The sequence below is a fragment of the Sulfitobacter sp. SH24 genome, assembly GCF_965641895.1.
Lineage (GTDB): Bacteria > Pseudomonadota > Alphaproteobacteria > Rhodobacterales > Rhodobacteraceae > Sulfitobacter > Sulfitobacter dubius.
In genome coordinates, this window is the sequence record NZ_OZ282575.1 from 2,391,222 (window position 1) to 2,405,236 (window position 14,015).

Annotated in this window: 12 protein-coding genes and 1 tRNA gene; 8 read left to right on the top strand and 5 right to left on the bottom strand. The window is 61.2% G+C overall.

From position 1 onward, the window contains the following. Window positions 1-45: 45 nt before the first annotated feature. Window positions 46-834 carry a ribose-5-phosphate isomerase RpiA gene (gene rpiA / locus ACSQ16_RS14355; protein ID WP_093926686.1) on the bottom strand — a complete coding sequence of 263 codons (789 nt, stop codon included), beginning with the start codon at window positions 832-834 and terminating at the stop codon, window positions 46-48. A 253-nt stretch (window positions 835-1,087) separates the two neighbouring features. Between rpiA and ACSQ16_RS14360 the strand changes: the two genes are divergently transcribed. Both ACSQ16_RS14360 and ACSQ16_RS14365 read left to right on the top strand, forming a co-directional pair. Then, complete coding sequence (locus ACSQ16_RS14360; protein WP_243262646.1) at window positions 1,088-2,461, top strand: L-serine ammonia-lyase; 1,374 nt, start codon at window positions 1,088-1,090, stop codon at window positions 2,459-2,461. A gap of 94 nt (window positions 2,462-2,555) precedes the next feature. Continuing rightward, window positions 2,556-3,467, top strand: coding sequence for a pirin family protein (locus ACSQ16_RS14365; RefSeq protein WP_243262645.1), 912 nt, complete (start codon window positions 2,556-2,558; stop codon window positions 3,465-3,467). A 19-nt stretch (window positions 3,468-3,486) separates the two neighbouring features. On the opposite strand, the gene ACSQ16_RS14370 is transcribed toward ACSQ16_RS14365, so the two are convergent. Further along, window positions 3,487-4,071 carry a TetR/AcrR family transcriptional regulator gene (locus ACSQ16_RS14370; RefSeq protein ID WP_243262644.1) on the bottom strand — a complete coding sequence of 195 codons (585 nt, stop codon included), beginning with the start codon at window positions 4,069-4,071 and terminating at the stop codon, window positions 3,487-3,489. Between the two features lie 75 nt (window positions 4,072-4,146). Here ACSQ16_RS14370 and ACSQ16_RS14375 point away from each other — a divergent pair, with 75 nt between their 5' ends. The 5 genes from ACSQ16_RS14375 (at window position 4,147) to ACSQ16_RS14395 (ending at window position 9,150) form a co-directional block, all read left to right on the top strand. Further along, window positions 4,147-4,515 (top strand): hypothetical protein, encoded by a 369-nt coding sequence (locus tag ACSQ16_RS14375; protein WP_243262643.1) that lies wholly within the window; start codon window positions 4,147-4,149, stop codon window positions 4,513-4,515. Window positions 4,516-4,631: 116 nt separating this feature from the next. Continuing rightward, window positions 4,632-5,918, top strand: a complete 1,287-nt coding sequence (locus ACSQ16_RS14380) for a homoserine dehydrogenase (RefSeq protein ID WP_243262642.1) — start codon at window positions 4,632-4,634, stop codon at window positions 5,916-5,918. 285 nt (window positions 5,919-6,203) lie between these two features. Continuing rightward, window positions 6,204-7,166, top strand: a complete 963-nt coding sequence (gene glpX / locus ACSQ16_RS14385; protein ID WP_243262641.1) for a class II fructose-bisphosphatase — start codon at window positions 6,204-6,206, stop codon at window positions 7,164-7,166. A 52-nt stretch (window positions 7,167-7,218) separates the two neighbouring features. Continuing rightward, entirely contained in the window at window positions 7,219-8,958 is a 1,740-nt protein-coding gene (gene recJ / locus ACSQ16_RS14390; protein ID WP_243262640.1) for a single-stranded-DNA-specific exonuclease RecJ, read from the top strand. Between the two features lie 117 nt (window positions 8,959-9,075). Beyond that, a tRNA-Glu gene (locus ACSQ16_RS14395) sits at window positions 9,076-9,150 on the top strand. A gap of 569 nt (window positions 9,151-9,719) precedes the next feature. Here the strand turns inward: ACSQ16_RS14395 and ACSQ16_RS14400 are convergent. The 3 genes from ACSQ16_RS14400 to ACSQ16_RS14410 are packed head-to-tail and all read right to left on the bottom strand — an operon-like array spanning window position 9,720 to window position 12,814. Beyond that, window positions 9,720-11,675 (bottom strand): pyridoxamine 5'-phosphate oxidase family protein, encoded by a 1,956-nt coding sequence (locus ACSQ16_RS14400; protein ID WP_243262638.1) that lies wholly within the window; start codon window positions 11,673-11,675, stop codon window positions 9,720-9,722. Between the two features lie 26 nt (window positions 11,676-11,701). Then, window positions 11,702-12,178, bottom strand: a complete 477-nt coding sequence (locus ACSQ16_RS14405; protein ID WP_243262637.1) for a DUF1348 family protein — start codon at window positions 12,176-12,178, stop codon at window positions 11,702-11,704. A gap of 12 nt (window positions 12,179-12,190) precedes the next feature. Further along, window positions 12,191-12,814: a glutathione S-transferase family protein gene (locus ACSQ16_RS14410; RefSeq protein ID WP_243262636.1), complete on the bottom strand. Its 624-nt coding sequence runs from the start codon at window positions 12,812-12,814 to the stop codon at window positions 12,191-12,193. A gap of 107 nt (window positions 12,815-12,921) precedes the next feature. Between ACSQ16_RS14410 and ACSQ16_RS14415 the strand changes: the two genes are divergently transcribed. Continuing rightward, a complete protein-coding gene (locus ACSQ16_RS14415) occupies window positions 12,922-13,824 on the top strand; it encodes a LysR family transcriptional regulator (RefSeq protein WP_243262635.1) in 903 nt (300 codons plus the stop codon). Window positions 13,825-14,015 lie beyond the last annotated feature (191 nt).

Consider the following 14,015-nt stretch of genomic DNA (forward strand, 5'->3'; position numbering starts at 1 on the left):
TATTCTGGTGCTGCGCGGGATCGCGCGTGTCTCGCTTTGTGGGCGCTAATCGCTCAGGTCGGAAAACAGGTTGTCGGTCTCGACAAATTCCAGCCGATCGGTCGCCACAGTGCCTTCATTTATGTCGCGCACCTCAACCCTGCCATCCCCGTAGCCGATCACAACCGCGTCACAGATATCGATGAACAGGCCGTTTTCCACCACGCCGGGCATCTGGTTCAGCACCAGCGCCAATTGCCGCGCGTTGCCGATGCGCCCCAGCCGCAGGTCTAGGATATAGTTCCCCTCGTCGGTGATGAAAGGCACCTCGCCGTTCATCCGCAGGGTCGAGTTGCGGCCAAGCACATCCATCGAGATCAGCGTTTCTTCGACCAGCGCCTGCGTGGTTTGCCAGCCAAAAGGAATCACTTCGATGGGCAGGGGGAAGCCACCGAGATGCTGCACCTCTTTGCCGACATCGGCGATCACCACCATCTGGTCGCTTGCCGTGGCGACGATCTTTTCTTGCAACAGCGCACCACCACCGCCTTTAATGAGGTTCAGGTCGCCGTCGAATTCATCCGCCCCGTCAATCGTCAGGTCGAGCCATTTCGCCTCGTCGAGCGAGATCACCTCGATCCCCACATCCCGCGCCAGTTGCGCCGTGCGCGAGGAGGTCGGCACGCCTTTGATACGCAGCCCATCGTCGCGCACCATCTCGCCCAGACAGCGCACCAGCCACGCGGCGGTCGATCCTGTGCCAAGCCCGACACGCATTCCATCTTCCACAAAATCGCACGCCCGTTTCGCAGCCACAAATTTGGCCTTGTCGATAGGTGATAGTTCTCCGGACATCGGGCAGCTCCCTAGAGGCGTTTGCCGCGTTATAGGGCGAATTGGCATAGGGTGCGAGGGGCAAGTCAGCGGTTTTTGGACGCACGGCAATGCCACAGGACGGCCAGAGCGCGCGCCCTGTCGCTTTCAGCGTGCCAAGCGGCGGCAGGAAATGGTTGGCTCGGCCCACACCGCTTGCATTGCGCCAAAGGTCTGGGCGATACCCGTCTCACCGCGCCCCGACACCCGCAACCATAAAAGGGTCCGCCACCTGATGTTTCTTTCCGTATTCGACATGTTCAAAGTGGGCATCGGCCCTTCGTCTTCGCATACCATGGGGCCGATGGTGGCGGCGGGGCGTTTCCTGGACCAGATGCGCGCATCGCCCTTCCAATTCGCCGGGCTGCGCGCCTCGTTGCATGGCAGTCTCGCCTTTACCGGGGTGGGCCATGCCACCGACCGCGCCACGATCCTCGGCCTCGCCGGGTTCTCGCCCGAGGACTATGACGCCGAAGCCGCCGAGAAGGTGTTGGAAGAGATCAAACAGACCCGGCGTATCAGCGTCGACGGCCTGCCCGAACTGCGCTTCGATCCTGAGCGCGACATGATCTTCGACTACGACACCAAGCTTACAGGCCATGCCAACGGCATGATGCTGATGGCCACCGATGCCCAAGGCGACGTTGCCTTGCGCGAGACCTATTACTCCATCGGCGGCGGCTTCGTGATGACCGAAAAGGAACTGGCCGCGGGCAAGGACACGGATGAGGGCGCGCCGGTGCCCTTCCCGTTCAAGTCCGCCGCGGAAATGCTTGAGATGTCAGCGAAATCCGGCAAGACCATCGCAGGTATGAAACGCGCCAACGAAGAGGCGCGTGGCGGGGCCGAGTACCTGCGCGAAGGCAGCAAACGGCTCTGGCAGGTGATGCGCGATTGTATCGACCGCGGGCTGACGACCGATGGCACCCTGCCCGGTGGTCTTCAGGTGAAACGCCGCGCCAAGGGCATCTACGACGCGCTGATCGCCGAGCGTGGGCAGAACCAATCCGCGCCGCATACGATCAACGACTGGATGAGCGTCTATGCCATGGCGGTGAACGAGGAGAATGCGGCTGGCGGTCAGGTCGTCACTGCGCCCACGAACGGCGCGGCAGGCGTGATGCCCGCCACCTTACGCTATTACCTCGACCACGTGCCCGGCGCGTCTGAGGCGCATATCGAAGACTTCCTACTCACCGCCGCCGCGATTGGCGGGCTGGTGAAATACAACGCCTCGATCTCAGGCGCCGAAGCAGGCTGTCAGGCCGAGGTGGGCAGCGCCGCCGCCATGTCCGCCGCCGGGCTCTGCGCTGTGATGGGCGGCACGCCGGAGCAGATTGAAAACGCCGCCGAGATCGCCTTGGAGCATCACCTCGGCATGACCTGCGACCCGGTCAAAGGGCTGGTGCAGGTGCCTTGTATCGAGCGCAACGGGCTGGGCGCGATCAAGGCGGTGTCGGCGGCCTCTCTGGCGCTGCGCGGCGACGGCACGCATCTGGTGCCGCTGGACGCCTGTATTGAGACCATGCGCCAAACCGGTGCGGATATGAGCGAAAAGTACAAGGAAACCTCGCTCGGCGGGCTGGCGGTGAACGTGCCAAATTGCTGAAGCTGCGCAAATTTGCACAGCCTCCGTTCGCCGGGGCCAATTGTTGAGGGCACCGCCGCCCCCTATCTTCTAAGCAACCGCAAAGGAGAGCATCATGTCCCTTAGACCCACATTGGAAACCCGCCGCGCCACGCCCACGATGGAGGGCGCAGGCGTCAAACTGCACCGCGCTTTCGGCTTCCACGACCCGTCAGAGCTGGACCCCTTCCTGCTGTTCGACGACTTCCGCAACGACCGCCCCCAAGACTTTGAAAAGGGCTTCCCTTGGCACCCGCACCGCGGGATCGAGACGATCACCTATGTGCTTGAAGGGACCGTGGAACATGCGGATTCGCTGGGTAACACCGGCGATCTGAACGCAGGCGATGTGCAGTGGATGACCGCCGGTTCGGGCATTCTGCACCAAGAAATGCCGCGCGGGAACGACAAGGGACAGATGCATGGTTTCCAGCTTTGGGGGAACCTCCCCTCGGCCCAAAAGATGACCGCGCCGCGCTATCAGGATATGAAATCCGCCGATATTCCGGTGGTGACCGATGACGACGGCACACGGGTGAAGATCATCACGGGCGAGTTCTGGGGCAAACGTGGCCCCGTCGATGGCATCGCCGCCGATCCGCAATATCTGGATGTGTTCGTGCCCGCAGGCGTGAAGAAGACTTTTCGGATCGACACCTACCGCCGGGCCTTCGCCTATGTCTTCCAAGGCGCGGGTGCGTTCGCGGATGCCTCCGCCCCCTCGGGTGTGCTGCTGGAAAAAGAAGTCGGCGGCGAAGAGGTCAACATCCGCGATATGTCGGGCGACCGGACGCTGATCCGTTTCGGCACCGGCGATGAGGTCACGGTTCAGGCCGGGCCGGAAGGTGTGCGTTTCCTTCTGATCTCAGGCGCGCCGATTGAAGAGCCGGTGGCGTGGCACGGGCCGATCGTGATGAACACCCGCGCCGAATTGCAGCAGGCGATGCGCGATCTGAACAACGGGACCTTCATCCGCCCTGCACATTGAACGAAAGGGCCGTGGCCGCTCAGGCGGTCACGGCCTTGCGCACCATGTCCCAATATTGTGCTACGACCTCGTCCAGCGACAGCCGTCCGCCCGGGCGGTACCATGTATTCACCCCCGTCAGCATTGCGATGATCGCCAGCGTCACGATCTTGGTATCGGCGACGGAGAAATCGCCGCTGGCCACCCCGGCGCGCAGGATCGTCTCCAACCGGTCCTCATAGTCACGGCGCAGGCGCTCGATCACGGCAAAATTCTCCTCCGTCAGATTGCGCAACTCCATATAGGCGATGAAAACCTCATCAGGCCGATCCGCGTGAAAACGGATGTGGAAGGCCACAAAATCCTGCAGCTGCTGCAAGGCGGAGCGGCTGGGATCTTGGGGCGTTTCGGCCAGCAGGTCGGTCATATGCGCCTGCATCAGATCGAACAGCAGGCTTTGTTTATCGGGCGTGTAGTTATAGAGCGCCCCCGCCTGCACACCGACCTCAGCAGCAATCGCGCGCATCGACACGGCAGCATAGCCGCCCCGCGCAAAAAGCCGCAGCGCAGCCGCGCGGACGCGCGGGCCAGTGATATCGGAGTGTGAGCCTGTGGTTCTTGCCATAGCGGCAATTTAATGAACAAGCGTTCAAAAGCAAACCCCGCTTGCGCGAAGATCACCGCTGGGGCAGAACGAGGCATGACCCTCATGTTTACGCTCCGCCCCCTCTCGATCACCGCCCTGTTTCTGGGCGTCTCGCTGGTTGCGGGCTGCACGCAGTTTCCCGCGCTTGATCGCACGATCACCCCTGAGCTTGAGGCCGCGTCCTTTCCCGATATCGTACCGATCGACCCGCTTTTGGCGCAGGCCACCGCTGGCCGGATCGATCCTGTTCGAACCGAGGCAGAGCTGAGCGGACGTGCCGCCCAACTGGACGCCCGCGCCGGGCGGATCGGCAGCAACAGCGCCGATGCCGCGACCGCCGCGCGGGTGGCACGGCTGCGCGCACGGGCGGCCGAGTTAAAGCGCACGCGTCAGGCCGCCGAATCCGGTGAAGACGTCGAATAAATCCCCAGCCTACAAAAGCGTATGCGCGTTGCACGCGGGCGCTGAACCCGCTACATCGCGGCAAAGCCCGGCCCAGCCTGTCGGGCCTCTCGGATCAGACCAGAAGGACCACCGCCATGTCTAAGCCGCTTCGCCTCGGGATTGCCGGATTGGGAACTGTGGGCGTGGGTGTGCTGCGCATTCTGCGCCAGCAGGCCGCGCTGTTAGAGGCCCGCACCGGCTGCGCGATGACGGTTTCTGCGGTCTCGGCCCGCACCCGCAACAAGGATCGCGGCCTGTCGCTTGCGTCTTATGACTGGGAAGACGATCCCGTCAAACTGGCAACCCGCGATGATGTCGATGTTTTCGTCGAACTGATGGGCGGCGCGGATGGCCCCGCCAAGGCCGCGACCGAAGCCGCACTGGCGGCGGGCAAACATGTGGTCACCGCGAACAAGGCGATGCTGGCGATGCACGGCCAAGCGCTGGCCGAACAGGCCGAAGGCGCAGGCGTGGCGCTGCGCTATGAGGCCGCTGTGGCGGGCGGCATCCCGGTCATCAAGACGCTGATGGAAGGGCTTGCTGGCAATGAGATCACCCGGATCATGGGGGTGATGAACGGCTCGTGCAATTACATCCTCACGCGGATGGAAGACTCCGGGAAAACCTATCAAGAGATCTTTGCCGAGGCCGATGGGCTGGGCTATCTCGAAGCCGATCCGCAGTTAGATGTGGGCGGCATCGACGCGGCGCATAAGCTGGCGATCCTGTCCTCCATCGCCTTCGGCACCAAGATCGACTTTGACGGCATCCAGCTTGAGGGGATCGAGCGGGTCGCCATCGAAGACATCCGCGCCGCCGCCGACATGGGCTATAAGATCAAACTGCTGGGCGTGACCCAGAAAACCGGCCGCGGGCTGGAGCAGCGGATGATGCCCTGCCTCGTGCCGCAGACCTCGCCCTTGGGTCAGCTGGACGGCGGCACCAATATGGTGGTGATCGAAGGTGACGCGGTGGGTCAGATCGTGCTGCGCGGTGCCGGCGCGGGCGAAGGTCCGACGGCGAGCGCGGTGATGGCTGATGTCTGCGACATCGCACGCGGGTTGCGCGGGCCGGTCTTTGGCCAGCCTGCCGAGACGTTAGAGCAAACCACCCCCGCCAGCAGCCAGCGCCCTGCCCCCTATTATCTGCGCATGGCGCTCGTCGACAAACCCGGTGCACTGGCGAAGATCGCGACAGTGCTGGGCGAAGCGGGTGTCAGCATCTACCGGATGCGGCAGTATGAGCACGCCGATACCTCTGCCCCCGTGCTGATTGTGACGCATAAAACCAGCCGGGATGCGCTGCTCGAAGCACTAGCGAATATGGACAAAACGCGCGTGTTGGCGGGCGAACCGGTGGCCCTGCGCATCGAAGAGGTCTGAGGCTGTGGGCCATCGCCTGCCCGCGGGTCGGTGATGAGACGGTGCTTCGTGCCACTTTATAGTGTGCCCGTGATGTGCGTTTCGCGAGTGTGCGCCTAGCATCACCAAATCGCCTACCCGGTCACTCCTGAGGTGCGCCCCTATAATACGGCACGCCTTTAGCGTGACGGCCCGGCGCCTGCGGCTTGATTCCCGGCCAAGTGCTACCAGCGCCCAACCCAAAACTTGCCCCGAGGCCCGCGCGGGGGTACAGGACAGAAAACACATTGCACCCAAGGACACTCCATGACCGCTTCTGCCGAATTCCAAGACCGCATGCTCTCACTGGGCCTCGCCCGTGTTTCCGAAGCCGCCGCGCTGGCCTCGGCCAAGCTGATCGGCAAGGGCGACGAGAAGGCCGCCGACCAAGCTGCCGTGAACGCCATGCGCGAACAGCTCAACATGCTCGATATCGCGGGCGTCGTGGTCATCGGCGAAGGCGAGCGTGACGAAGCCCCGATGCTTTACATCGGCGAAGAGGTCGGCACCGGCAATGGCCCCGGCGTGGACATCGCGCTCGACCCGCTGGAAGGCACCACGCTGACCGCCAAGGACATGCCCAACGCGCTGACTGTGATCGCCATGGGGCCGCGCGGCTCCATGTTGCACGCGCCCGACACCTATATGGACAAACTCGCCATCGGTCCGGGCTTTGAGACCGATGTCGTCACCCTCGACATGACCCCGGGTGAGCGGGTCGAAGCACTGGCCCGCGCCAAGGGCTGCGCGGCGTCCGACATCACCGTCTGCATCCTCGAACGCCCCCGCCACGCCGACATGATCGCCGAGGTGCGCGCCACCGGCGCGGCCATCCGTCTGATCACCGACGGTGACGTGGCTGGTGTGATGCATTGCGCCGACCCCGAGACCGGCATCGACATGTATATGGGTCAAGGTGGCGCGCCCGAAGGCGTGCTGGCCGCTGCGGCGCTGAAATGCATGGGCGGGCAGATGTATGGCCGCCTGTTGTTCCGCAACGAAGACGAAAAGGGCCGCGCCGCCAAGGCCGGGATCACCGAATTTGACCGCATCTATTCGCGCGACGAGATGGTCACCCAAGACGTGATCTTTGCCGCGACAGGCGTCACCGGCGGCAACATCCTGCCGGGCGTGAAACGCGAGCCGGGCTGGCTGACCACCGAGACGCTGATCATGCGCTCGCGCACCGGTTCGGTCCGTCGCATCAACTACCGCACCCCGGCGGAGTGAGGGCCAGACTGGCCCTCCCCACCCCCTTCCATAACGGCCAAATGAGGTCCGCATGAGCTTTCTCGGTGTCGAAACATCTTTGACCGGGCGGCGCTGGATCGGCCCTGACGTGGAACTGACCCGCGCGGCGGAACTGCTGGTGCAGCGCGCGGGCCTGCCCGACCCGGTGTGCCAAGTGCTGGCCCGGCGCGGCGTGGTCGACACCGAGGCGGCGGGCTTTCTGGCCCCCGCCCTGCGCGACCTGCTGCCCGACCCACGCAGCTTGCGCGATATGGAGGCAGCGGCGACGCGGTTTCTATCGGCCCTGCAAAACCGTGAGCGCATCGCAATTTTCGCGGACTATGACGTTGACGGCGGCTCTTCCGCTGCGCTGTTGCTAGTCTGGCTGCGCGACATGGGCCACCGTGCGACGCTCTATATCCCTGACCGTATCGACGAAGGCTATGGCCCCAATGACGAGGCCATGTCGGCCCTCGCCGCCGAGCATGACCTGATCGTCTGCGTCGACTGCGGCACGCTCTCTCACGGCCCCATCGCCGCGGCCAAGGGCGCGGATGTCATCGTGCTCGATCACCACTTGGGCGGAGAGACGCTGCCGGATGCGCTGGCTGTGGTGAACCCCAACAGACAGGACGAAGACGGCACGCTAGCGCATCTCTGCGCCGCTGCAGTGGTGTTCCTGATGCTCGTCGAAGCAGGCCGCCAGCTGCGTGAGGCGGGCCAGAAGGGGCCGGATCTCATGGGGATGCTGGACCTCGTGGGGCTGGCCACCGTGGCCGATGTGGCCCCGCTGATCGGCGTCAACCGCGCCTTTGTGCGTCAGGGCCTGAAAGTCATGGCCCGCCGCGCACGCCCCGGTCTGGCCGCCCTCGCCGATGTGGCGCGGATGGACACGGCCCCCACGGCCTATCACCTCGGTTTTCTGCTTGGCCCCCGCATTAACGCGGGCGGGCGCATCGGGCAGGCCGACCTTGGCGCACGGCTTTTGGCCACCGCTGACCCGCATGAGGCCGCGGCCCTCGCCGAACGCCTCGACCAGCTCAACACCGACCGCCGCGAGGTCGAGGCCGCCGTGCGCGCCAGCGCCATGGCACAGGCCGAAGAACGCGGCTTTGACGGGCCGCTGGCATGGGCCGCTGGCCCCGGCTGGCACCCCGGCGTGGTGGGCATCGTCGCCTCACGCCTGAAGGAAGCCGCCAACCGCCCCTCCATCGTCATCGGCGTAGAAGACGGCATAGGCAAAGGCTCTGGCCGCTCGATCAGTGGTATCGACCTCGGCGCGCCGATCCAGCGCCTTGCTGCCGAAGGGCTGCTGATCAAGGGCGGCGGTCACAAGATGGCAGCGGGCCTGACGGTGGCAGAAGACAAGATCGACGCGGCGATGGAACGGCTTGGCGAATTGCTCACCAAACAGGGCGCGCATCTGGCCGGACCTGCTGACCTGAACCTCTGCGGCATGATGATGCCCGGCGCGGCCACGGTGGAACTGGCCGAAATGGTCGATCAGGCCGGCCCCTTCGGCGCGGGCGCCCCTGCCCCGCGCTATGCCTTCGCCGATATGCAAATCCGCTTTGCCAAACGCGTGGGTGAGAACCACCTCAAAGTAAGTTTCGGCGACGGTCTGGGCGCGAACCTAGAGGCCATTTCCTTTGGTGCCTACGACAGCCCCCTCGGCCCCGCGCTTGAAAACCACGGCGGCGCGCGCTTCCACCTCGCAGGGCGTCTCGACATCAATAATTTCCGCGGTCGGCGCAGCGTTCAACTGCGTTTGGAGGACGCCGCGCGGGCCTGAAAACTTTTTCTAGAAAAAGTTCATTTTTCTGCTTGCAGCCCTCCACAGGATTACTTAAACGTCCGCTCACAGACAGAGCAGCACACACGAAACGCTGCACTGACCTGACAAAAGAGTGGCCCGTTCGTCTATCGGTTAGGACGCCAGGTTTTCAACCTGGAAAGAGGGGTTCGATTCCCCTACGGGCTGCCACTTCTCCTGATAAGACATTAAACTCGCTGCATTTCCTGTTCGGAAATGTCCCACGGTGTTAGACTCGTGGGACACTTGAGGCTCATCCACGCTGCGCACGGCGGTCAGCAGCCTGCTTTACCAGGCCCTCACGGCGGAATTTCTTCATGTAAATTTCAGCAGTTCTTACGTCGCTGTGCGATAGGACCGCCATCACCTCGTAAACTGAACCGCCTTGTTCAACGATCTCTTCTGCGCGAGCTTTCCGGATGCCGTGCTGCGATCGTGGCGGCCCCGGTGCAGATTATTGACATGCTCGAACCCTTCTTCGTTCAACACCCCCACCTGCTCTGCATTGCCAAATGCGGCTGTGAGGCCCTCGGCTGCGGTCAATGCACTAATGATCCCGCGCAGGATCGGATCAGAACTGCTATGTGAGCCGGTCATTGGGCATAAAGCTTCCGATCCTTGCTCTTCCGCTTTTTACCGCCCCCCCCTTTACGGTCGCTGAACATTCCTGACCAAGAGGCATTTGTGGTGCCTTCTGAACAGACCTGCAACCCAAACCTGCAACCCAAACTCGCCATCTTTCAAAAAACAAATGTTTCGCGGTGACGCCGTGTTTCTTCAATGCTCAGATCGTCTAGGACCGCTTCGACACTGTTCATCATGGCGTCCGGGCCGCACATATACACATTCCGCATTCCAAGATGCGCGACCGCCTTAACGTCTTCGGGCTGCATGCGTCGCGCCTTTCTCTCTAGCGACTGACCAGCGAATGCCTCACGAAGTTCATTCCAAGCAGACTCACCAGCCAACTGGTTTTCACCCGCGCTTTGAAACGCAACGATTTGCAGTCTCAACGGGTCCAATTCAGAGCATTTCTGCAGCACAAAGTGATGAAGAACAGCGATGTCATCGTCCCGTCCAGAAAACAAAAGCACGATGTCGATAGGTCGTTTCTGTGGATGCGCCATCGCTAGCTTTTGGATCCCATCCCACATCGCCATAAACGGTGTGATGCCCACACCCCCTGCGACCCACAGCATCTTTTCAGGGATCTTTGGGTGCCCCTCTCCAGCATCGGCCGAAAAACAGGTAAAACCAGCGCCCATTCCTTTGAACTGAATAGGAAGAGCCTGCGCTAGCAATTGATCCGCGCTGTCGTGCAAAACGTTCGACATCAGGCCTCCCGGTTTGCGTTTGACGGTAACACTGACCCGGTTGGTCCGATCAAAGCCGGTTCGATCTGCGCCTAAATCCGGCGCGTTGGACACAGTCCAAGTGCGTACGAAGTCTTCATTCACTAGCTGCGGGTTCGCCTCGTTCATGTGGCTGTAGCCCGCGTGCAAAAGGCCAGAGAAGTCAAAAACACCAAACCCGCCGGGCAATGGCATCTGAACCGCTTGGGAAAGCTCGAAATCGAAGGTCGTGATCGTGAGAGACAGGGTTTTTGTCGAGACAAGCGTAGCCGTAAGCGCCTCTGTATTGATATGCGTTTCGATCGCATGCCCGCTCTGCTCCAACTCCGTGCGTAAGAGTTTGACCGGCGGATTATAGGGCGACAGCTCTTCTTGAGATGTAAGCTTTAGGTTTAGTCCGCCCCGCACAAAGACTGCCCCTGTTACCTTGATGCGCGTCAGCAAGTCTGTGCGCGGCATCAACGCATCCGCGTCAGCCCCAAGTAAATTTTCGGCCTCTCCCGTGATATAGAGAACTTCACCGGTATCAAAATCCGGAAAGACCAATCCGACCTGTGGGTCGGTTTCGATATTCCCGAGCGATTGGTAAAAACGATTGCCCGAATGATCAGGCAAAACCAGATACGTGCCGCCATCGCCCGCCTCGTACAACCGGACAAAACCCGGAGCGCCACCGCGATGATTGACGCCCATGTCGCTCTGAGCGCTGCTATCGCTCGTGTGTTTCGTCGCCATAAACACCGTACTGGCGCGCGCGACTACGGACTTTGCCGCTTCCGGCAGTGTCGAACACTGCACGTCAAAGCGATCAAGAGCATTTTTCGCACTCCGCTTTGCGTATTCCAAAGCACGGACAGTGATGTATTTCGGACAGTTCCCAAGATGCTGATCTGAGGTCAGGTTCAGTTTGATCTTTCCCCCGCCCTCGACCGCAGCATCCTCGATTGAACCTGAAATCTTGTTGCGCCGACGGTTACTGAAATCGACCCCGACCCCAGCAAATAGCCGGGCATCGCCGTTTGTAGAGTGATTTTGACTGATTGCGCGCACAAAGGGGTCAAAGGGATTGGTTTGCGCCACGACCTGTATCGCGTTCTCGCCCGCAATATGAATGCCAAGCGATGGATCGCTGGCGGACTGCGTGACCAGAAGGCTCACCCAAGGGCGTCCCTGCCGATCAAGCGTCCCCAACGGCAAATAGGACAATCCCGCAAAGAACCCCGCGTGTTGCTGTGGCATTTCGCTGTAGATGTAATGCGGGATTGCATCGCTCAGCTCCTGCGGCGTGTGACGCCGCGCTTGCAAAGCCAACTCTCCCCAGTGCGATTTATGCATCTGTCCCATCGCTCGATCGTTCCACTTTCTGCCAGTCAGAGTCCCAGATCGCTCAGACTGGGATGATTGTCCGGACGCCGCCCGAGCGGCCAGTGGAACTTGCGGTCCGCCGGCTTGATTGGGTGTTCATTGATACTGGCGAAACGGCGCTCCATGTAGCCATTCGTGTCGAACTCCCAATTCTCGTTGCCATAAGCACGAAACCAATTCCCGCTGTCGTCGCGATACTCGTAGGCATAGCGCACCGCGATACGGTTCCCATCATAGGCCCAAAGCTCTTTGATCAGGCGGTAGTCGAGCTCCTTAGCCCATTTCCGGGATAGGAACGCTTCAATCTGATCGCGTCCTTCGGGAAAGTCAGCCCGATTGCGCCATTTGCTGTCCGGCGTGTAGGCCAGCGCGACTTGCGACGGGTTTCGGCCATTCCAGCCGTCCTCCGCCAAGCGCACCTTCTGAATAGCACTTTCTTTTGTGAAGGGTGGCGAAGGATGCCGCGGGGCTTCTGGTGCCATAAATCTATCCTTTCAGTTTCCAACCAAGCCAACGGCTGTCGACGGCATTGCCTCGAAGCCTGGCAGTGCTTCGAACCTGGCCAGCCAAGCGCGAACGTGAGGGTAAGAATCGAGCGAGATGTTCCCTTCTGGCGCATGCGCGGTGTACGAATAGCAGGCAACATCTGCGATCGTGGGTCCATCACCGACAAGCCAATCATGGTCCGTGAGGCGGTACTCCAGCTTTTGCAACGCTCTTGCAGCTACAGCGGCGGCAAAATCCGGGTCCAACTGAGCACCGAAGACAGTGATCAACCGCGCAGCGCAGGAACCAAAGGCGATTTCTCCAGCCGCCAAGGTAAGCCAGCGCTGGACATCGGCCTCTCCGATCGCGTCGCTCGGAAACCAGTCCTGCGCGTAAGCCCGAGCAAGATAGACAAGGATCGCGTTCGAGTCGGACACGACCACATCTCCATCCTCAAGGACTGGAACCTGGCCATTGGGGTTCATGGCCAGAAACTTGGGCGACTTTTGCGCGCCCGCGGCCAGATCGACTGGAACGATTTCATGCGGAATCCCGGCAAGCTTGGCAAAAACCAAGGCGCGATGCGCATGGCCGGACTTGGCGAAGTGGTGAATGCGAACAGCATTGGGCATATGATTCTCCGTTTGGATTTGGATGTTGGCCCAGCAATACACCTTGCATCTTTTGGCGATAATCACCTAAATTCGACCTATTATAAGCCCTCAAAAGGCGCAATCTGATGGACAAAATCGACCGTATGCGGGCCTTTGCCTTGGTCGCAAAGAACGCATCGTTCACCACTGCCGCGAAACGCATGGGGCGTTCCGCGCGCCTTGTAAGCAAATACGTGGCTGATCTGGAAAACGCGCTTGGGGTGCAGTTGCTCAATCGCACAACGCGTAGCGTCTCGTTGACGGACGCAGGGGCGACATACCTCACGCTGTGCGAACCTCTTTTGGACGGTTTCGACGAGCTGGAAGAGCGGGTTCGGAACGAACAAGTCTCGCTGCGTGGTGTGATCCACATCTCGGCACCAACGGGCTTTGGGGTAACGCGGCTGGTCCCCTCGCTCACAAAGTTTTCCGAGGCACACCCACATGTAGAACTGGATCTGAGGTTCTCGGACCGGCGGGCATCGATTGTAGAGGAAGGCCTCGACCTTGCTATCCGGATTGGCCCGATGCGGGACAGCTCTCTGAAAATCCGACAACTGGGCCCCATGGCTTTGGTTGTCTGTGCCTCTCCGGCGTATTTGGAACGCGCAGGACGTCCAAGCCACCCACGGTCACTGACAACGCATGAGTGTATCTTGGATAGCAATATGGCCGAGCCCACAATGTGGAGGTTTGATATCGGTGGCCGGGAAGAAACCGTCCAAGTAAATGGGCGCTTCCGAATGGACGCGCCCGCAGCGTCCGCACGTCTTGCAAGACAAGGCGCAGCCATCGCCCGGTGTCCGGCATATACTGTCGCCGATTGCCTGAAGACCGGAGAGCTGGTCGAGCTTTTTGCGGAGAACCGGATTGCGCCATATGTCGTCGCCGCGCTGTTCCCTCAAAACAGGCGTTTAACAACCCGAGTACGCGCACTGATTGACCATTTGGCAAGCGATCCGGAACTATGTCCTGATGACAGGCGCTGAAGCGGACCTTTAGCAATTAGCTTAGAGCTATGGCAAAGCGCCAGTAACCCGACATCGGCAAGGCCGCGCAGCATCGCAAGTGTTCAAGGTCAGCACTGCGCGCAGAAAGCTCTTATTTCGGAGGTTTCGGCAGTGACATCCGGAAAGTTCCTTTTCTCCTTCGAAGAAGGCACAGCCGGACGACGATTGAT

Bases quoted from the DNA above. Each gene is read 5' to 3' on its own strand.
- rpiA (WP_093926686.1), bottom strand. From the start codon at position 834: ATGTCCGGAGAACTATCACCTATCGACAAGGCCAAATTTGTGGCTGCG.
- ACSQ16_RS14360 (WP_243262646.1), top strand. From the start codon at position 1,088: ATGTTTCTTTCCGTATTCGACATGTTCAAAGTGGGCATCGGCCCTTCG.
- ACSQ16_RS14365 (WP_243262645.1), top strand. From the start codon at position 2,556: ATGTCCCTTAGACCCACATTGGAAACCCGCCGCGCCACGCCCACGATG.
- ACSQ16_RS14370 (WP_243262644.1), bottom strand. From the start codon at position 4,071: ATGGCAAGAACCACAGGCTCACACTCCGATATCACTGGCCCGCGCGTC.
- ACSQ16_RS14375 (WP_243262643.1), top strand. From the start codon at position 4,147: ATGACCCTCATGTTTACGCTCCGCCCCCTCTCGATCACCGCCCTGTTT.
- ACSQ16_RS14380 (WP_243262642.1), top strand. From the start codon at position 4,632: ATGTCTAAGCCGCTTCGCCTCGGGATTGCCGGATTGGGAACTGTGGGC.
- glpX (WP_243262641.1), top strand. From the start codon at position 6,204: ATGACCGCTTCTGCCGAATTCCAAGACCGCATGCTCTCACTGGGCCTC.
- recJ (WP_243262640.1), top strand. From the start codon at position 7,219: ATGAGCTTTCTCGGTGTCGAAACATCTTTGACCGGGCGGCGCTGGATC.
- ACSQ16_RS14400 (WP_243262638.1), bottom strand. From the start codon at position 11,675: ATGGGACAGATGCATAAATCGCACTGGGGAGAGTTGGCTTTGCAAGCG.
- ACSQ16_RS14405 (WP_243262637.1), bottom strand. From the start codon at position 12,178: ATGGCACCAGAAGCCCCGCGGCATCCTTCGCCACCCTTCACAAAAGAA.
- ACSQ16_RS14410 (WP_243262636.1), bottom strand. From the start codon at position 12,814: ATGCCCAATGCTGTTCGCATTCACCACTTCGCCAAGTCCGGCCATGCG.
- ACSQ16_RS14415 (WP_243262635.1), top strand. From the start codon at position 12,922: ATGGACAAAATCGACCGTATGCGGGCCTTTGCCTTGGTCGCAAAGAAC.